This is a genomic window from Streptomyces soli, assembly GCF_003999195.1.
In the GTDB taxonomy this organism is placed as follows: Bacteria; Actinomycetota; Actinomycetes; order Streptomycetales; family Streptomycetaceae; genus Actinacidiphila; species Actinacidiphila soli.
This window is the reverse complement of record NZ_RJVR01000327.1, coordinates 12,328-29,184: the sequence shown is the minus strand read 5'-3', so window position 1 is coordinate 29,184 and position 16,857 is coordinate 12,328. Positions and strand designations below refer to the sequence as shown.

19 protein-coding genes and 1 pseudogene are annotated in these 16,857 nt (G+C 70.3%); 11 read left to right on the top strand and 9 right to left on the bottom strand.

The window, feature by feature from the left end; all coding sequences use genetic code 11:
* The first annotated feature begins 8 nt into the window (after positions 1–8).
* On the top strand, positions 9–623 hold the full coding sequence (locus EFK10_RS38530; protein WP_127360306.1) for an NAD(P)-dependent oxidoreductase: 615 nt from the start codon (positions 9–11) through the stop codon (positions 621–623).
* On the opposite strand, the gene EFK10_RS38525 is transcribed toward EFK10_RS38530, so the two are convergent.
* Both EFK10_RS38525 and EFK10_RS38520 read right to left on the bottom strand, forming a co-directional pair.
* A complete protein-coding gene (locus EFK10_RS38525) occupies positions 613–1,911 on the bottom strand; it encodes a chloride channel protein (protein WP_127360305.1) in 1,299 nt (432 codons plus the stop codon). The two genes, EFK10_RS38530 and EFK10_RS38525, sit on opposite strands and share 11 nt — an antisense overlap.
* Entirely contained in the window at positions 1,908–2,474 is a 567-nt protein-coding gene (locus EFK10_RS38520; RefSeq protein ID WP_127360304.1) for a potassium channel family protein, read from the bottom strand. The genes EFK10_RS38525 and EFK10_RS38520 overlap by 4 nt, the downstream gene beginning before the upstream one ends.
* A 49-nt stretch (positions 2,475–2,523) precedes the next feature.
* Here EFK10_RS38520 and EFK10_RS38515 point away from each other — a divergent pair, with 49 nt between their 5' ends.
* From EFK10_RS38515 to EFK10_RS38495, 5 genes are all read left to right on the top strand, one after another.
* Positions 2,524–3,000: an NUDIX domain-containing protein gene (locus tag EFK10_RS38515; protein WP_407647233.1), complete on the top strand. Its 477-nt coding sequence runs from the start codon at positions 2,524–2,526 to the stop codon at positions 2,998–3,000.
* Positions 3,001–3,110: 110 nt separating this feature from the next.
* A complete protein-coding gene (locus EFK10_RS38510) occupies positions 3,111–3,551 on the top strand; it encodes a (2Fe-2S)-binding protein (RefSeq protein ID WP_240677731.1) in 441 nt (146 codons plus the stop codon).
* 44 nt (positions 3,552–3,595) lie between these two features.
* Positions 3,596–4,759, top strand: coding sequence for an FAD binding domain-containing protein (locus EFK10_RS38505; protein ID WP_164836318.1), 1,164 nt, complete (start codon positions 3,596–3,598; stop codon positions 4,757–4,759).
* Positions 4,760–4,844: 85 nt separating this feature from the next.
* Positions 4,845–5,267 carry an Hsp20/alpha crystallin family protein gene (locus EFK10_RS38500; protein ID WP_206305760.1) on the top strand — a complete coding sequence of 141 codons (423 nt, stop codon included), beginning with the start codon at positions 4,845–4,847 and terminating at the stop codon, positions 5,265–5,267.
* 94 nt (positions 5,268–5,361) lie between these two features.
* Positions 5,362–5,757 (top strand): DUF2267 domain-containing protein, encoded by a 396-nt coding sequence (locus EFK10_RS38495; protein WP_127360300.1) that lies wholly within the window; start codon positions 5,362–5,364, stop codon positions 5,755–5,757.
* Here the strand turns inward: EFK10_RS38495 and EFK10_RS38490 are convergent.
* Positions 5,754–6,318 (bottom strand): annotated as a pseudogene (locus EFK10_RS38490) (MmyB family transcriptional regulator). The gene EFK10_RS38495 and the pseudogene EFK10_RS38490 sit on opposite strands and share 4 nt — an antisense overlap.
* Before the next feature lie 28 nt (positions 6,319–6,346).
* Between EFK10_RS38490 and EFK10_RS38485 the strand changes: the two are divergent.
* Both EFK10_RS38485 and EFK10_RS38480 read left to right on the top strand, forming a co-directional pair.
* Complete coding sequence (locus EFK10_RS38485; RefSeq protein ID WP_127360299.1) at positions 6,347–6,613, top strand: hypothetical protein; 267 nt, start codon at positions 6,347–6,349, stop codon at positions 6,611–6,613.
* Between the two features lie 159 nt (positions 6,614–6,772).
* A complete protein-coding gene (locus EFK10_RS38480; protein WP_127360298.1) occupies positions 6,773–7,222 on the top strand; it encodes a DUF1931 family protein in 450 nt (149 codons plus the stop codon).
* Between the two features lie 151 nt (positions 7,223–7,373).
* On the opposite strand, the gene EFK10_RS38475 is transcribed toward EFK10_RS38480, so the two are convergent.
* From EFK10_RS38475 to EFK10_RS38460, 4 genes are all read right to left on the bottom strand, one after another.
* Positions 7,374–9,281 (bottom strand): MFS transporter, encoded by a 1,908-nt coding sequence (locus tag EFK10_RS38475; RefSeq protein ID WP_127360297.1) that lies wholly within the window; start codon positions 9,279–9,281, stop codon positions 7,374–7,376.
* Between the two features lie 145 nt (positions 9,282–9,426).
* Positions 9,427–11,133 carry an FAD-dependent oxidoreductase gene (locus tag EFK10_RS38470; RefSeq protein WP_127360296.1) on the bottom strand — a complete coding sequence of 569 codons (1,707 nt, stop codon included), beginning with the start codon at positions 11,131–11,133 and terminating at the stop codon, positions 9,427–9,429.
* Entirely contained in the window at positions 11,133–11,396 is a 264-nt protein-coding gene (locus EFK10_RS38465) for a UBP-type zinc finger domain-containing protein (protein WP_127360295.1), read from the bottom strand. The genes EFK10_RS38470 and EFK10_RS38465 overlap by 1 nt, the downstream gene beginning before the upstream one ends.
* 13 nt (positions 11,397–11,409) lie before the next feature.
* Positions 11,410–11,931, bottom strand: a complete 522-nt coding sequence (locus EFK10_RS38460) for a general stress protein (protein WP_240677730.1) — start codon at positions 11,929–11,931, stop codon at positions 11,410–11,412.
* A gap of 172 nt (positions 11,932–12,103) precedes the next feature.
* On the opposite strand from EFK10_RS38460, the gene EFK10_RS38455 reads away from it, so the two are divergent.
* A complete protein-coding gene (locus EFK10_RS38455; RefSeq protein WP_206305755.1) occupies positions 12,104–13,849 on the top strand; it encodes a PucR family transcriptional regulator in 1,746 nt (581 codons plus the stop codon).
* On the opposite strand, the gene EFK10_RS38450 is transcribed toward EFK10_RS38455, so the two are convergent.
* Positions 13,839–14,570 (bottom strand): TetR/AcrR family transcriptional regulator, encoded by a 732-nt coding sequence (locus EFK10_RS38450; protein ID WP_322973456.1) that lies wholly within the window; start codon positions 14,568–14,570, stop codon positions 13,839–13,841. The two genes, EFK10_RS38455 and EFK10_RS38450, sit on opposite strands and share 11 nt — an antisense overlap.
* Before the next feature lie 59 nt (positions 14,571–14,629).
* Here EFK10_RS38450 and EFK10_RS38445 point away from each other — a divergent pair, with 59 nt between their 5' ends.
* Together EFK10_RS38445 and EFK10_RS38440 are read left to right on the top strand one after the other, a co-directional pair.
* Positions 14,630–15,892, top strand: a complete 1,263-nt coding sequence (locus EFK10_RS38445; protein ID WP_127360294.1) for a cytochrome P450 — start codon at positions 14,630–14,632, stop codon at positions 15,890–15,892.
* 26 nt (positions 15,893–15,918) lie between these two features.
* Positions 15,919–16,125: a ferredoxin gene (locus tag EFK10_RS38440; RefSeq protein ID WP_127360355.1), complete on the top strand. Its 207-nt coding sequence runs from the start codon at positions 15,919–15,921 to the stop codon at positions 16,123–16,125.
* Here the strand turns inward: EFK10_RS38440 and EFK10_RS38435 are convergent.
* Positions 16,084–16,764 (bottom strand): GNAT family N-acetyltransferase, encoded by a 681-nt coding sequence (locus EFK10_RS38435; protein ID WP_127360293.1) that lies wholly within the window; start codon positions 16,762–16,764, stop codon positions 16,084–16,086. The genes EFK10_RS38440 and EFK10_RS38435 overlap by 42 nt on opposite strands.
* Between the last annotated feature and the right edge of the window lie 93 nt (positions 16,765–16,857).

The window sequence follows — 16,857 nt, the reverse complement described above, 5'->3', positions numbered from 1 at the left end:
GGATGGACATGCGCCTGGCCGTATTCGGAGCCACCGGCCACGTCGGCCGCCAACTTGTCGACCAGGCCCTGGCCGGCGGCCACCAGATATCGGCCCTGGTCCGCGATCCCGCCGCCCTTCCGGCCCGCGAGGGGCTGCGGGTCGAGCCCGGCTCCGTACAGGACGCCGCCGCCGTGGCGCGTACGATCGAGGGCTCCGACGCCGTCCTCAGCGCCCTGGGCACCCGCAAGCCGTGGGGCGTCACCGTCTGCACCGACGGCATGCGCGCGATCCTTCCGGCGATGAGGGACAAGGGCGTACGCCGCCTGATCGCCGTGGGCTGCTACGACACCGGCGAGGGCCGCCGCAAGGACCTGTACTTCTACGCCATGTCCGTGGCCATCCGGCAGATCATGCTGGACAAGAACCGCCAGGATGCCCTCGTCCGGGCCGAAGGCGACCAGTGGACCATCGTCTGCCCGGCCGTCCTCGGGGGCGGCCCCCGCACCGGGCGCTACCGCGCAGGTACGGATCTGCGGCTCGGGCTCACCTCGAAGATCTCGTACGCCGACGTCGCCCACTTCATGCTGGAGGAGCTCGGCAAGGGCGAGTACGTGAGGCAGGCTGTGGCCATCACGTCGTGAACCGGCCGCGCAGCAACTCACCGGCGGCGCAGGCCACCACCGAGGCGACGATGACCAGCGGCATCTGATCGGCCGCGTCCTTGCCCAAAAGCAGCGTGGCCAGCACCGACGCCGAAACCGGCAGACGCAGCACAGCCGTCCCGCCCGCCGTCAGGCCCACCGCCAGCGCGGGCGTCACCCCGAAGCCGGGCAGCGCCGAACAGGCCATGGCCAGGGCCGAGCCCAGGAACACCGCCGGGAAGACCGGACCGCCGCGCAGGGCGCCCAGCGAGACGCTCCAGGCCAGGCCCTTGAAGAACAGCAGCAGGAGCAGCGCGGAGACCGGCCAGGAGTGCGGATCGGCCGCGAGCTCGGCGAGCAGGGCCTGCCCGGAGAGCGCGACCTCCTCCGGCGAGCGGTCGGTGGCCAGTGCGTACGCGCTGCCGCAGACGCCGACCGCGACCGCCGCGGCGACAGTGCGCCGCACCACGGCGCGGGCCGTCCAGGTCGCGACCCGGCCGCCGACAGCCATCGCCGCGACCACGACGGCCGCGATCAGTACCGCCAGTGGCACTCCCCACAGGAAGTCACCGGCGTCCACCGTCTCGACCGGCGGGATCGTGGGCAGGGTCAGCGCGTCGATGTCCAGGCCGGTCCAGTCGCCGAAGCCGTGGAAGACCACCGCGCCGACGCCGCTGGCCAGCAGGCACGGCAGGATCAGCGCGAACAACTGCGGGCCGGCCACCCCTGCGGCCTCGATCATCAGGATGGCGGCCACCAGCGGGCTGCCGAAGATGGTCGAGATCGCCGCCGCCGAGCCGGCCGCGCCCAACACCGCGCCGATCTGCGGCGCCGCCGCCCGCCGGGCCGCGCGTACCGTCAACAGGGCCAGGCCGCTGCCGATCGCCATCAGCGGCGCCTCCGGACCGAGCACCGCACCCAGCGACAGGCCGGCCAGCGCCGCCAGCATCACGCCGGGCACCTCGGAGGGCAGCGTCGGGGACACCCCGAGCCCCTTGGCTGGGATATGGCCGCCGTGCCCCGGCAGATACGCGACGGCGCAGGCCACCAGCACCCCGCACAGCCCGAGCGCGGGCAGCGGCCACCACCAGGGCGGCGTGGCGTACCCCAGGGCGTGCGGCAGCGACGACCAGGTCTGGTGCTCCAGGAAGTGCTCCAGGGCCACGAAGCCGAAGGCGACCAGCGAGACCGGGATTCCGACCAGCGCGGCGAGCAGCAGCAGCCGCCGGTAGCCGGGGGTCCGCAGCAGCTCGGACGGCGTCGTGGGGGCGGCGGCGGGGGCGGTCATGACAGGGCGTCGGGTTCGTCGGGCCGGCCGGACTCCCGGCGCCGCAGGCCGGTCTCGACGGCGCCGAGGATGACCTTCGCGATCACGCCGATGGCCAGCAGGTCGATCACCATCTGCACCGTCGTGACGAGCCGGGCGGTCGCGGTCACCGGGACGATGTCACCGAAGCCGACCGTCGCGAACACGGTGACCGTGAAGTACAGAGCGTCCGTATGGTTCAGCGGCTCCGAGAAGGCACCCGGCGCATTTTGTTCGATCAGGATGTACGCGGCCGCGAAGAGCACCAGCAGCAGCGGCAGCGCCATCGACAGGGCCTCCACCGCCCGCAGCCGGGGATACGGCGCTCGCGCGATGGCCCTGAGCTGCCAGGCCATCAGCCCGGCGAAGACCGCGAGGCCCAGCACGAGGAGCACCAGCGGGACCGCGTCGCGCGGGCTGTCCAGCGGGGCCAGGTAGTAGACGGTCACCAGGGTTGCCGTGCTCAGCGAGGACCGCACGAGCGAGTGCAGCAGCAGCCTGCGGCGCCGGCGCGGGCCGAGTTCCCGGTAGTGGGGAGCCGTCATGGCGTCAGTATCGGGCGCGGCCGGGCGACCGGCACGGCAGAATCGGCCCGTGGCAGTCAAGCGCAGCGCCGGCATCCTGCTCCACCGCACCTCCCCGGGCGGGGAGACCGAAGTGCTCCTCGGGCACATGGGCGGACCGTTCTGGGAGGGCCAGGACGAGGCCGCCTGGTCGGTGCCCAAGGGGGAGTACGAGCCCGGCGAGGAGCCGTTGGCGGCCGCCCGCCGCGAGTTCCTGGAGGAGTTGGGCCTGCCCGTGCCTGACGGCGAACCGGTCCCGCTCGGCGAGGCCCGGCAGCCGAGCGGCAAGATCGTCACCATCTGGGCCGTGGAGGGCGACCTCGACCCCGCCCTGGTCGTGCCCGGCACCTTCACCATGGAGTGGCCGAGAGGCTCGGGGCGCCTCCAGGAGTTTCCCGAGATCGACAGGGCCGAATGGTTCGGCCTCGACGAGGCACGCGAAAAGCTCGTCAAGGGGCAGCGGGTCTTCATCGACCGCCTCGCCGAGACCCTGGCGGCCCGCCGCTGACACCGGCAGTCGCCGCACCGCCGGGTGACATCGCGTACGGCAGGTTTCGATCACCCCCCACTCGGTTACCGGTAAGGCGCCCTCCTGCCGTACGACGAGGAAGTGGCGCCGTGGACCCGGAAGTCCCCTCGGCCGGGGTGGCCCTGCGCATCAATGGCACGCCCCGCACCCTGCTGCTTGACAACCGGGCGACCCTGCTCGAAACCCTCCGCGAGGAACTGGGGCTGACCGGCACCAAGTCCGGCTGCGACCAGGGCCAGTGCGGGGCCTGCACGGTCCTGGTCGACGGCCGCCGGATGGCCGCCTGCCTGCTGCTGGCCGTGTCCCTGGACGGTGCCGAGGTCACCACGGTCGAAGGCCTGGCCGACGGTGCCGAACGCCACCCGCTGCAGCGGGCCTTCATCGACCGCGACGCCTTCCAGTGCGGCTTCTGCACCTCCGGCCAGATCTGCTCCGCCGCCGGGATGCTCGCCGAGGCTGCCGAAGCCGGTGAGACGGAGCTGTCCGACGCCGACGTGAAGGAGCGGATGAGCGGCAACCTCTGCCGTTGAGGCGCGTACGCCAACATCGTCCGGGCCATCCAGGACGTGGCGCGATGAGGCCGTTCGAGTTCCGCCGGGCCCTGGACGCCGCCGACGCGGTCGCCGGTCTCGCCGGCTCGCCCCGGGCCCGCTTCCTGGCGGGCGGCACCAATCTCGTCGACCTGATGAAGCTGGGCGTCGAGACCCCCGAGGTCCTGATCGACATCTCCCGGCTTCCCCTCGATGGCGTTGAGGAGACGGACGCCGGAGGCCTGCGCATCGGCGCCGCCGTACGCAACACCGACCTCGCCGTCCACCCCCTCGTACGGGACCGCTGGCCGGCCCTGTCCCAGGCAATCCTCGCCGGCGCCTCGGGCCAGCTCCGCAACGCCGCCACGGTCGGCGGCAATTTGCTGCAGCGGACCAACTGCGTGTACTTTCAGGACACCTCCAAGCCCTGCAACAAACGCGCCCCCGGCACCGGCTGCCCCGCCGTCGAGGGCGCGCACCGCGATCTGGCGATCCTCGGCGCCTCCGAGCTGTGCGTCGCCACCTACCCCGGTGACATGGCGGTCGCGCTCGCCGCATTCGACGCCGTCGTCCACCTGCTCGGCCCGGACGGCCGGACCCGTACGCGGCGACGCGGAGGCCGCCTTCGAGCGAGCCCCGGTGCGGATCGACGCCACCTACCAGACCCTCCGCCCTCCACAACCACCCCATGGAGCCGCACGCCACACTCCTTCTGCGCCCAGTTCGCCGAGGTCCAGGTTGACACCGACACCGGCGAGACCCGCGTACGGCGGCTCGTCGGGGTCTTCGCCGCCGGCCGCATCCTCAACCCCCGCACCGCGCGCTCCCAGCTCGTCGGTGCCATGGTCATGGGCCTGTCCATGGCACTGCGCGAGGGCAGCCACATCGACCCCGCCTTCGGCGACTTCGCCGAACAGGACCTCGCCGGGTACCACGTCGCCGCCAGTGCCGACATCCCCGACATCGAGGCCCACTGGATCGAGGAGGACGACCCCCACCTCGGCTCCCTCGGCGTCAAGGCATCGGCGAGATCGGCATCGTCGGTACCGCCGCTGCAATCAGCAACGCCGTCTTCCACGCCACCGGCGCCCGCTTCCGTGAACTCCCCTCCACCCCGACGCCGTGCTGGCCGCCATGGCTGCGACGCCGCTCAGCAGGGCGTGACCCCGGCCCACGAGCTGTTGGCACTTCTTTCACTCCAAGAGTGAGTGGAGGGTTGTCAAGTTTGCTGCGTGGAGTTATATAGGTGGTGTCGCCGTGTGCGTCCCGTATCCGGGAAAGGAGTGACCGATGATGCTCATGCGTACCGACCACTTCCGTGAGTTCGACCGGCTGACGCAGCAGCTGATGGGGACCACAGCGAGGCCGGCGGCCATCCCGATGGACGCCTTCCGTGACGGTGACACCTGCGTCGTCGAACTGGACCTGCCCGGGGTGGACCCCGAGTCGATCGACCTCGACGTCGAGCGCAACGTCCTGACGGTCAAGGCCGATCGCCGCCCCACCGCCGGCGAGAACGCGGAAGTATTGATCAACGAACGGCCCGTCGGCTCCTTCAGCCGCCAGCTGTTCCTGGGCGAGACCCTCGACACCGAGCGCATCGACGCCGCCTACGACGCCGGCGTCCTGCGACTCCGTATCCCGGTCGCCGAGCAGGCCAAGCCCCGCAAGATCGCCATCAGCGGCGGCAACAGCCCCCGGCAGCTCCGCAGCTGAACCGCCCGACGCGGGGCGGTCACCCGGGCAAGCCGGCCCGCTCCGCGACCGCGGCAGTGACTCGAAGCGACCCGCGTCCGAAAGGGGATCCGGCATGGTGATGCGGTGGGAAGCGTTCCTGGAGGCGGTCCAGGAACGGGGCGAATACTCCTCGCGGCAGGAAGCCGAGCGGGCGGCACGCGTCGTCCTCGCGCTTCTGGGTGCGCATGTGGTGGGATCCGAGAGAGCCGAGTTGGCCGCACGACTTCCCGAGACATACGCGCTGGTACTTCTCAACCCGCTCCAGGCGCCCGAGCCGCTCTCCCCTGAGCGGTTCGTGCGGGCAACAGCCGCATGGATCGAGGGAGCGACCGAGGAGACCGCGAAGTGGGACGTCAGCGCCGTGCTCAGCGTCGTCGCCGACGCCGCCGAGGATGAGCTGATGCGCCGGGTCATCCTCCAGCTCCCGCCGGGCTACGACCTGTTGTTCGGTCGTCCCCAGCCCGTCTAAGCGCCGATGACGGCGAGGAGCTTGAGTTTCTCGTAGCTGTCGGTGCCGGGGGTGGCGGTGAAGATGAGCAGGGCTTGGGCCTGGTCGGGGGCGAGCAGGACCTGGCAGTGCGGTTGGAGGTGGCCGAGTTCGGGGTGGACGACCGTCTTGTGGTCGTCGTAGTGGAGGCCGACTTCGTGTTGGTCCCACAGGTGGGCGATTTCCGGGCTGGCGGGTCTGGGCGAGGGTTTCGGCGAGGTCGGTGATGATCTGGGCCGGAGTGTCCTCGAGGCGGTCCAGGACGCGCATCATGGCGGGGCTGACGTGGTCGGTGCGGGAGACGCGGCGCGGGGTGGGGTGGCCGGCGAGGCGGAAGAGGTGGTCGCGTTCCTCCAGGGACAGGCGCAGGCCCCGGGCGAGGGCCGCGGTCATCTGCTCGGAGGGCTGCGGGCCGCGTTCCTGTTCGAGCCGGACGTAGTAGTCGACCGACATGCCGCTCAGCGCGGCCACGTCCTCGCGGCGCGGGTTACATGGATGGACGGCGAGCCGGCGGCCGGGTTCATGCTGGAAGAAGCCCGGTATCGCCCCGGAGGGCGAAAGAGGAGGCACGATGCTGCGCTGCAGGCTTCTCGGACATCGCTTCCGCTTCTACGGTGCCGGGGACACGATGCGCTGGCGCTGCGGGCGCGGATGTGGTGTCGAAGGCGCCAAGCGGTATCCGTCCGCCGAGGACGCCTGCCATTACGCGCAGGCGTTCGACCGGGAGGACCGGGAGGATCTGGGTCGCCGTGCCCCGCTCGTCGGGTTGTTTCCGCTGCGGGTGCTGCGGGCCCTGCGCATGCGCCGGCAGAAGCGCGAGGCGGAACGGGTCGCCTGAGAGGGTCCGGGGGCGGTGCACCGGCCTGCCGGGAGCAGAAGGACCGGCGTGATTAGTCCCGGCGTGCGCATGCGGCCCCGCCTCTCATGAGTCAGGCTGGCTCGGGAGACGAGGGCGCCGAGCGACCGCCCGGCGCCGGACTTCCCGGAGGTTGCAGCGATGACCGTGATGTCCGTGTCCAGGTTCGAGAGGTTCTTCCGCGTGGCTGCGGGACTGAACGTCGACAAGAGTGATCTCAAACGCTACAGCGACTTCGTCGACGCCAAGCTCTACGACCTTCTGATCGTCGCGCAGGCGACCGCGAAGGCCAATGGCCGGGATGTCATCCGGCCCTCGGACCTGCCGATCACCAAGGGGCTTCAGGAGAGCATTCACCGCTTCCGGAAGATCGACGACGAGATCGAGCTCAAGCCGATCCTGGACCAGCTGGCCACCCACCCGGTCCTGGACCGCGCGCCCGATGAGGAGACCGAGTCGTTGTACCCGGAGATCATCGGCGGGCTGAGCCTGGCGCTCGCCCACACGTTCAAGATCCTCCACCCGGACCTCAAGAACCCGCAGAGTCACCACTGGGACCAGGTCCGGGAAGTCTTCGATCTGCTCCTCTGAAACGCTGGACCGAAACTCCGGACCGCCGGCCTCAGCCGCTGCGGTCGCCGCTGTGATCGGTGATCTCCACGTGGCGAGGCTTGGTGGTCTCCTGTTCCGGGGGTTCGGTTCTGCCGGACTGGCGCGGTCATCACTCATCACCTCTCTGGTGTCACCTTTCTGGTGTCCGGGATCCGGACGGAGCGTAGACATCGTCGGGCAGGCTCTCCGCGCGCGACTCCCGTACGGCTTCGCGCAGTGCCCGCCAGAAGCGGCGGGGGCCCCACGACCGGCCTCTGACGATCCGTTCAAGATCCTCGCGCCGGGTCGGTCCGTGCTCGGCGAGGGCCTTGGAGACCTGCTCGATCTCGTCGTCGAGCGACTGGTCGGCCATGGCCGAGTACCTGCTCGCGGTAGAGGCGCTGCCGACCATGCCCGGGGAGTAGAACGCGCTGCCGGTTCCGGGGCCGGGACGGTATTTGCGCGAGCCGGCGCGATCGTGTGTGCTGCGGCGGGCGTTGCGTGCGGCGATCCGCCGGTCCTGTTCGTGTGCCGCCCGGCGGACTTCGGCGGGGCGCGCACTGTCGCGTACGGCATGCGGGGACGGCTCCTTGTGCGCCTCCGCGTCCGCCTCCTCGGCCGTGAGGGGCCTGGCGATGTTCTCGAGGGACTGCTGCTCGGCGCGGACGCCGAAGAAGATCTCGGCCACTCCGCCGAGCGCCATGGCGGCGGCGCCGATGATGAAGCCGATGGCCACCAGGTAGGAGTTCCCGCTGTGGATGAACTGCCCGAAGAGCAGCGGCCCGGTGATACCGCCGACGCCTGTGCCCACGGCGAAGAAGAGTGAGATGGACAGCGCCCGGGTCTCCATGGGGAAGACCTCACTGACCGTCAGGTAGGCGGAGCTCGCTCCGGCGGAGGCCACGAAGAAGGTCGCCGACACCAGCAGGAAGAACCACCAGGCCGTCAGTGAACCGTTCCACAGCAGGACCGCGAGTACGACGGCGATGGCCGCCGAGCCGAGGTAGGTGCCGGTGATCATCGGCTTCCGGCCGACCGTGTCGAACAGCCGGCCCAGGAGGAGCGGCCCGAGGAAGTTGGCAACCGCGAAGATGACCATGAAGTACGGGACGGAGCCCGAGCCGACGCCGAAGAACCCGTGCAGCAGCGTCCCCAGGTCGAAGACAATCGCGTTGTACAGGAAGGCCTGGCCGATGAAGAGGGCAAGTCCGAGCAGGGCACGGCGCGGATAGCGCTGCATGGCCACCCGGGCGATCTCGGTGAAGGGGATGACCTTGCGCTGCCGGACGGTGATGGGCTCACCCGGCTCCGGCAGCTCCCGGCCGGTTTCCGCCCGCACCTCTGCCTCGATCTGGTCGACGATGCGTTCCGCCTCCTCCTCGTGCCCGTGGATGAACAGCCATCGGGGGCTCTCGGGGACGCTGCGCCGCACCAGCATGATCGCGATGCCGAGGACGCCGCCGATGCCGAAGGCCAGCCGCCAGCCCAGGTCGGCGGCGAAGATCGAGGTGTCGAGGAGCAGCAGGGCGGCCAGACTGCCGACGGCGGCGCCCACCCAGTAGCTGCCGTTGATGGCCAGGTCCACCTGTCCGCGGTTGCGGGCCGGGATCAGTTCGTCGATGGCCGAGTTGATAGCGGCGTACTCGCCGCCGATGCCCATGCCGGTGATGAACCGCGCGAGGAAGAAGTACCAGGGCTCGCGGGAGAACGCGGTGGCGACGGTCGCGAGGACGTAGATGGCCAGCGTGACCATGAACAGCTTCTTGCGTCCGAAGCGGTCCGTGAGGTGGCCGAAGAGAAGAGCGCCGAAGCAGGCTCCCGCCACGTAGATCGCGGCGGCCGTGCCGATGTCGGCGCTGGTGAGGTGAATGCCGCTGCCCGGCTCGGTCATCCGGGAGGCCACGGCCCCGACGATGGTCACTTCGAGGCCGTCGAGGATCCAGACGGTCCCGAGGCCGATCACAATGCGCCAGTGGAATCGGGACCACGGCAGTCGGTCGAGTCTGGCGGGCACCCTAGTCGTGACGGTGCCGAGTTCGGAGCCGGCGATGGTCGTCATGGGCTTCTCCCGTGGGGGCCTCGCTGCCGGGCTGACGCTTGGGTCAAGTGTGGCAAGTGGGCCCGGGTTCGGACCTGCGCCTGCGGGGACGAAAGCCTCCGCCGCCGCTCGACCGGAGAGCACGAGCGCAGTCGCCCCGGCCCGCTCATCTCGTACCGCTGGTGGCCTTGTGGCCGAGGTGCTCATGGACGAGGTGGACGGCCATCGCCCCCTCGCCGACCGCGGAGGCCACCCGCTTCACTGAGCCGCTGCGGACATCGCCCGCTGCGAAGACGCCCGGCAGGGTGGTCTCGAGGATCATGCAGTTCCGGTCCCGGCTCTCCCAGGTGCCGGGGGCCGTGTCAGCCTGCGCCTCGGCACCGGTCAGGACGAAGCCATGTTCGTCGAGGGCGAGCGAGCCGGTGAGCCAGTCCGTGCTGGGGTCGGCGCCGGTGAAGACGAACAGGGCGCGGGCGTCAAGTTCGCGGCGCTCTCCGGTGCGGTTGTCCACTATCACGAGGGACTCCAGGACGGGATCGCCGATGACCTCGCTCACCTCGGTGTGCAGCAGCACCTCTATGCGCGGATGGCGTTCGATCTGGTCGATCAGGTAGCGCGACATATGGCTGCCAAGATCTCCGCCGCGTACCAGCAGGTACGCCCGGGGCACCTGGTCGGCGAGGAAGAGCACGGCCTGGCCTGCCGAGTTGCCGCCCCCGACCACGGCGACCGGATCCGTCCGGCACTGCTGGGCCTCGTACAGGGTCGCCGCGTAGTAGACGCTCGTCCCTTCCAGCCGTTCTATCCCGGGGACCACGAGCCTGCGGTACCGGGCGCCGGTGGCCAGAATGACCGTACGGCCGGTGGCTGTGCCGCCGTCGGCGAATGTGACGGCGTAGTGGTCGTCACGCGGCTTCAGCGCGGTCGCTTCCGCCGGGACGCTGATCAGGGCGCCGAACTTCTGCACCTGGAACACGGCGCGCTCGGCCAGCTCGGCACCGGATATCCCCGAAGGGAAGCCGAGCAGGTTGTCGATGCGTGATGACGTGCTGGCCTGGCCGCCCGTGGCGATCGCCTCCACGACGGTGGTGCTCAGTCCCTCGGAGGCGGCATAGACCGCTGCGGCCAGTCCGGCGGGGCCGGAGCCGATGATGAGCACGTCGCTGGGGCTCTCGTCAAAGGAAGGCGCGGGCAGGCCGATGAGCCGGGCCAGTTCGGCGTTGCTGGGGTTGCGCAGCAGCTGGTGGCCCTGCCAGATGACGATCGGCGTGTCCTCGGGGCCGATGGAGAAACGGCGCAGCAGGGCCTCGGCTTCCTCGTCCGTCTCCAGGTCGATCCAGCGGTGCGGCAGCCGGTTGCGCGCGGCGAACTCGCGCAGCCGCCGCGTGTCGGCCGAGTAGCGCGAGCCGAGGATACGGAATCCCGCGCCGAGCCCTGCCAGCAGGGCGCGGCGGCCCAGGCAGGCGCGAAGGACGAGGTCGCCGAGGACGGCGTCCCGGGCCACCAGGGCACGCAGCCGGTCGACGGGCACGGCGAGGACTTCTCCCGGGTCGTGGCCGACCGCGGTGTAGAAGCCCACCTGGCCCTGGAGCAGCCCAATCTCCCCGAGGAAGCGCCCCGGGCCGTGCACCTGGAGGATCCGCTCGTCCGGCGTTCCGTAGTGCTCGACGATCGCGACGGAGCCGTTCAGGACGACGAAGAACTGCTCGCACGGCTCCCCTTCCCGGATCAGCACCTGGCCGGGCTCGAAAGGGAACCGGTCTCCGTGAGCGGCCAGACGGTCGATCTGCTCGTCCGTCAGCCGGGGGTAGGCCCCGTAGAGGTCGGGGGTCTCGAAGGGGACGTTCTCGGCGGGCCCTCCTTCCGCGGCCATCAGACCATGGCCTCGTGGACGAAGCACCAGCGCCAGTTCTCGCCCGGCTCCATGGACGCCACTATGGGGTGACCCACGGCACCGGCATGACGGCGCGCGTGCCTGCCCGGCGAGGAGTCGCAGCAGCCGACGTGCCCGCAGGTCAGGCAGAGTCTCAGGTGCACCCAGGGGGTACCCAGGATCAGGCACTCCTCGCACCCTTCCGGGGTACGCGGGGTCACCGGGCCTATCAGTGCGAGGTGCGGATCGGTCTGGGTGACCATCGGCATCACCATTTCACCATTTCCCGACGGATTTCGCCCCGCCGTCGTCCCACGCGGCGGAAGCGTCGCCTGTCGTCCCCTGCAGTCCTGCCAGCAGCCGGGCCGCCTCGTCGGCGACGTCCTCCTCGGCCACGACCTCGTACCGGCTGGGCTGTATCGCGCTCACCGAGGCGAAGTCCCTGCGGCCGCCCTGGAGGGCGTACGTGAGAAGCCCGAGCAGGGCACCCACGATGGCCCCGAAGATCAGTCCGTAGAGGGCCAGTAGCAACCCCGAAACGACGGGGTTGAGCCAGTTCAGAAGGCGGAAGATCCAGCCGATGAGGGCGCCGGGGACGGCACCGGCCGCCGCGCCGTGCAGTGCCGCGGTGCCGTAGTCCATCCGGCCGATCACCTGCTCCACCAGACGCACGTCGTGGCCGACGATCGCTACCTTCTCGACGGGAAACCCCCTGGTCGGAGAGGTAGTCGACAGCGCGTTCCGCGTCGGCGTACGTCGAGAGGCGATGGCCCGTTCAGCCTTGTCGATCACGACCATGTCGTTCCCTGTCCTTCCTTGCCGGGGCCTTTCCTGCCGGACTGCACCGGCATCCAGGGTGACGAGGCCGGGCAGTGCGCGCCTGCCCCTGTGGGATCAAAAACCCGCTACCGGCTCCGCCTGCCGGGTCAGGCGGGCGGATGGATACTGGAGGCACGATCTTTCTCCGAGGATGCGGTGCAGCGACGAGGTGATCGCAGCGGACACCAACCGGGACGTGCAACAAGCCCAGCCCGCTCTCGACCTGGATCGACAGGTGGTGCGGTCCTGGGACAGCCTGCTCACACTCTCCGGCGCCATGTCCGGCTGCGAGGAGGAGAGCGAGATCCTCCACCTGGCGATGGCCCGGGTGGCTTCCGTGAGCCCGTGCAGCGCCGAGGCCGGCTATCTCCTGGTCGATCAGCACCTGACCCGCAGCCCTGCCGACTCGCCCGGTGCCACTGCCGCCGTAGACCGGCAGGTACGGGAGCTGGTCGAACAGGACGGGCCTGTGGCGCTTTCCGGCTCGGCCTGGGGCTGGGCGTTCGCCCTGCGCGGCCTGGGCGGGCTCTGCGGCTATCTCGTCGTGGGCGCGCGGTCCCGGCCGAGCAAGGAGGAGACCTTCCTGCTCACGGTGCTCGTACAGCAGGCCGCCGCGGCCCTGGCCGGTGTGGCCGCGCGCCGCCGGGAGCGTGCGGACGCCGTGGAGCTGCGCCGTCTGGGGGACGAGCTGGCGGTCAAGCGGGAGCAGCTGAGTACGTCGGTGTCCGATCTGGAACGCCAGCGGGGCGTCCATGACGCTCTCGCCCAGGTCGCCGCCCTCGAGGGCGGCGAGAGCGGCATCGCCCGGGCCCTGCACGTGATCACCGGCCTCCCCGCGGTGATCGAGGACCGTTTCGGCAATCTCAAGGCCTGGGCGGGCCCCGGCCGCCCCGATCCGTATCCCAAGGCGGACCCGGCGCGCCGCGAGGAGATGCTGCAGCAGGTCGCCCGTCGGCTCGAGCCCGTGCGGGTCAGGGAGCGGCTGATCGCTCTGGCCCAGCCGCGCGGCGAGGTGCTCGGGGTGCTCGCCCTCGTGGACCCCGACGGCACAGCCGACGAGCACACCGTCTTCGCGCTGCAGCACGCCGCGACCTCGCTCGCCCTTGAGCTGACGCATCTACGGAATCTGGCCGAGGTCGAGCTACGACTGAGGCGCGACCTGGTCGACGATCTGCTGGCCGGCACGGACGACGCGAGCGCCTACGCCCGCTCCGAGGCGGTCGGCCACGACCTCCACGGGCCCCACCACGTGGTCGCCGTCCAGTGGCTGGACCGGACGGCGGACGACTCCTTCGTCCGTGCCGTCGACCGGTCGGCATCGGGCCTCGGCATACGGTCGCTGCTGACCCGCCGCTCGAACATGGTGGTGCTGGTGACCCAGGGGAGCCCCCAGGACGGCGCCCTGTACTCGGCCCTGACCCGGGAGGCCGGGACCGCGGCCGGCGCGATCGGCGTCGGGGGCCGCTGCGATGCCCCGGGCGACATGCCTCGCTCCTACCAGCAGGCCCTGCGGGCGCTGGAGGTCCGCCGGCGGTCCCGCGAAACGTACGGCACCACGTCCTTCGACGACCTCGGCCTCTACCGCCTCCTCGGCCCCCGCAACGACTACCAGGAGGTCCAGGAGTTCGCCCGGCATTGGCTCGGCCGCCTCCTGGACTACGACGCGCTCCACTGCACCGCCCTCGTGGAGACCCTGTCCCAGTACTTCGAGTGTGGCGGGAACTACGACGAGACAGCCGAGGCGCTGGCCATCCACCGCAGCACGCTCCGCTACCGGCTCCAGCGGATCCGCGAGATCAGCGGCACCGATCTCGCCGACGTGGACAGCAGGCTGAACCTGCATGTGGCGACCCGGATCTGGAACGTCATGCAACGGCCAGGAGCCGTCACGAGCTGAGGCCGTCGCACAGCGCGCGCTCAGCCTGCCGGTTCGGGGCCGGGCTCAGGACCAGCGGCAGATACACGTCGTCGACGATGTCCCTGATGACCTCGTCCTCGACGGGTGCTCCATAGAGCAGGAACTGATTGCGCAGCAGATCGATCGCGACCGTGGCCCGCCGGGATTCGAGGATCCACGGCTCGACCTCGCCGCGCTCGACGGCCCGCTCCAGGATGATGTGGATCGTCGCGGGGCCGACGGTGTGGACCCGTTCCCGGATCATTCTGGCGAAGTCGGGATCGCGGGTCATCTCGGCGATCAGACCGCGCAGGATGCCGCCGAGCGCGCTGGCCATTTTCGCGGACACCTGCTGCAGCAGGGAGATCACGTCCGTACGGAGTGCGCCGGTGTCAGGGACGTCGACGTCGGAGACGGCGCGCAGCTTGCACGCGTCGACGACCAGCTCGGCGCGGCCGGGCCAGCGGCGATAGAGGACGGCCTTGCTGGTGCGGGCGCGGGCGGCCACCCGTTCCATGGTCAGCCCGGCGTAGCCCACCTCGGTGAGCTCCTCGAGGGCGGCCGTCAGAATGGCGCGTTCCAGTTCCTCGCCGCGGCGGCGGGGCCCTTTACGGTGGTCTACGGCGGATTCGACGGCCGATTCGACGGTTGGGTTGACGTTCAGTGACAGCGTGACTCCTGAGTGTTTACCGAGGTGCCGTTGCGTTCCCTGTGGCAGCACTTTAGCCTCTCTATTAGAGAACTGACAGTTCTTTAACCGTCGGAGATTCGAGGGGATCGATGACCGAGACTGCTGCGACGCACCAGACCGAAACCGCCCCTACCGAACTGCCCCCCACCGAAGACGCCCTCGCCTTCCCGAACGACCGCACCTGCCCGTACCGGCTGCCCGAGGGGTACACCAGGCTGCGGGACGAAAAAGAACCCCTGCGCCGGGTGACCCTCTACGACGGCCGCCAGGCGTGGGTGGTGACCAAGCACGAGACGGCGCGAAAGCTGCTGTCCGACCCCCGGCTGTCCTCGGACCGCACCCACGACGACTTTCCCGCCACCTCGCCGCGCTTCCAGGGCCTGCGGGACCGCCGCCCCGCCTTCATCAGCCTCGACCCGCCGGAGCACGGCACCCGGCGGCGGATGCTGATCAGCGACTTCACCGTGAAGCGCATCAAGGGCATGCGTACGGACATCGAGCGGATCGTGCACGGCTTCATCGACGAGATGCTCGCCGCAGGGCCGCTCGCCGACCTGGTCAGCCAGTTCGCATTGCCGGTGCCCTCCATGGTGATCTGCCAAATGCTCGGCGTGCCCTACGCCGACCACGCCTTCTTCCAGGACGCGAGCAGGCGTCTGGTGCAGTCCACGGACGCGGCCGATACGGTCGCCGCGCGCGACGACCTCGATCGCTACCTCGGCGGGTTGATCACCAAGTTGGAGGCCGAGCCCGGCGGCGGCGCGGGCCAGGGCATGCTCGGCAGCCTCGTCGCCGAGCAACTGGCCAACGGCGAGATCGATCGCGAGGAGCTGGTCGCGACCGCACTGCTGCTGCTCGTCGCCGGCCACGAGACCACGGCCTCGATGACCTCCCTCAGCGTGATCACCTTGTTGGAGCACCCCGACCAGCTCGCCGCCCTGCGCGCCGACCCCGGCCTCATTCCCGGCGCCGTCGAGGAACTGCTGCGCTATCTGGCCATCGCCGACGTCGCCGGCGGTCGCCTCGCCAAGGCCGACATCGAGATCGACGGCCAGCTCATCCGGGCCGGTGAGGGCGTGATCGTCACCAACTCCATCGCCAACCGCGACGGGGCGGTGTTCGAGGACCCCGACACCTTCGACGTCCACCGCTCGCCCCGCCACCACATCGCCTTCGGCTACGGAGTGCACCAGTGCCTCGGCCAGAACCTGGCCCGCCTGGAACTCGAAGTGATCCTCACCGCCCTGCTCGACCGCATTCCCACGCTGCGTCTGGCCGTCCCCGTCGAGCAACTGACGCTGCGCCCCGGCACGACGATCCAGGGCGTCAACGAACTCCCGGTCACCTGGTGACCGCAGCGAAAGGAGTGGAAGTGTCCATGCACGTCACCGCCGACCGGGACGTATGCGTCGGCGCCGGCCTGTGCGCCCTGACCGCCCCCGGCACCTTCGACCAGGACGACGACGGCCTCGTCACCGTCCTCGAGCCCGACCCCGAAGCTGCCGACCAGCCCGCCGCCCGCGAAGCCGGCAACCTCTGTCCGTCAGGCGCCGTCCGGATCGCCGAACAGCCGCCGGTCGCGTAGCGCCCGCCGCTGTGCCCCGACCTGGCCACCGGCCAACCGCTTCTCCAGCCGAGACCGACAGTCCGGCCACTCCGTAGCGGTGATCGAGAAAATCGCGGAGTCGCGGAGCCGGCCGTCCTCGCCCGGCGCCCATGACCGGGACCAGTTTCGTAGCACACCTTCGAACCGAGCACCCACCCCCTCGATCGCGGCCCGGGAGCGGCTGTTGCGTGCGTCCGTCTTCAGATCGACTCGGGCCACGCCCCAGCTTTCAAACGCATGGCGGAAGAGGAGGAGCTTGGACTCGACGTTCACTCCCGTGCCCTGAGCCGAGTGTGCAAGCCAGGTGAAACCGATCTCGATCGCGCTCAAATCGTCTTCCGCCAGCCACGACCGTGGCTCCCAGTAGGCCGTAGCCCCGACTGCTCGCCCCGACGACTTCGCCACCTGCGCGTACGGGGCGAGCTTCCCGGTCGCGGCCCGGGCGAGCTGCGCATCGATGTACTGCTCGACCTCCGCCGCCCTGGGCACCCAGGTGAATCGGTACGAGCTGCGGTCCTCTTCCGCCGCCACGGCCAGATCCGCCGCATGACGGTGATCCAGTGGCTCCAGACGCACGAGCGCGCCTTCGAGGACCGGCCCCTCAAGCTTGAAACTCATCGATCCCATACTCCGTCCGCCCGCGCCCAGGTCGTTCGCGTCCCGGCCCGGAAGCGTTCCAGATCCGTTGCGCCATGTCGTGTGAATTAGGCC

Bases quoted from the DNA above. Each gene is read 5' to 3' on its own strand.
- EFK10_RS38475 (WP_127360297.1), bottom strand. From the start codon at position 9,281: ATGACGACCATCGCCGGCTCCGAACTCGGCACCGTCACGACTAGGGTG.
- EFK10_RS38520 (WP_127360304.1), bottom strand. From the start codon at position 2,474: ATGACGGCTCCCCACTACCGGGAACTCGGCCCGCGCCGGCGCCGCAGG.
- EFK10_RS38465 (WP_127360295.1), bottom strand. From the start codon at position 11,396: ATGGTCACCCAGACCGATCCGCACCTCGCACTGATAGGCCCGGTGACC.
- EFK10_RS38485 (WP_127360299.1), top strand. From the start codon at position 6,347: ATGCTGCGCTGCAGGCTTCTCGGACATCGCTTCCGCTTCTACGGTGCC.
- EFK10_RS38460 (WP_240677730.1), bottom strand. From the start codon at position 11,931: ATGGTCGTGATCGACAAGGCTGAACGGGCCATCGCCTCTCGACGTACG.
- EFK10_RS38530 (WP_127360306.1), top strand. From the start codon at position 9: ATGCGCCTGGCCGTATTCGGAGCCACCGGCCACGTCGGCCGCCAACTT.
- EFK10_RS38525 (WP_127360305.1), bottom strand. From the start codon at position 1,911: ATGACCGCCCCCGCCGCCGCCCCCACGACGCCGTCCGAGCTGCTGCGG.
- EFK10_RS38440 (WP_127360355.1), top strand. From the start codon at position 15,919: ATGCACGTCACCGCCGACCGGGACGTATGCGTCGGCGCCGGCCTGTGC.
- EFK10_RS38480 (WP_127360298.1), top strand. From the start codon at position 6,773: ATGACCGTGATGTCCGTGTCCAGGTTCGAGAGGTTCTTCCGCGTGGCT.
- EFK10_RS38435 (WP_127360293.1), bottom strand. From the start codon at position 16,764: ATGAGTTTCAAGCTTGAGGGGCCGGTCCTCGAAGGCGCGCTCGTGCGT.
- EFK10_RS38505 (WP_164836318.1), top strand. From the start codon at position 3,596: ATGAGGCCGTTCGAGTTCCGCCGGGCCCTGGACGCCGCCGACGCGGTC.
- EFK10_RS38445 (WP_127360294.1), top strand. From the start codon at position 14,630: ATGACCGAGACTGCTGCGACGCACCAGACCGAAACCGCCCCTACCGAA.
- EFK10_RS38495 (WP_127360300.1), top strand. From the start codon at position 5,362: ATGGTGATGCGGTGGGAAGCGTTCCTGGAGGCGGTCCAGGAACGGGGC.
- EFK10_RS38470 (WP_127360296.1), bottom strand. From the start codon at position 11,133: ATGGCCGCGGAAGGAGGGCCCGCCGAGAACGTCCCCTTCGAGACCCCC.
- EFK10_RS38500 (WP_206305760.1), top strand. From the start codon at position 4,845: ATGCTCATGCGTACCGACCACTTCCGTGAGTTCGACCGGCTGACGCAG.
- EFK10_RS38455 (WP_206305755.1), top strand. From the start codon at position 12,104: ATGCGGTGCAGCGACGAGGTGATCGCAGCGGACACCAACCGGGACGTG.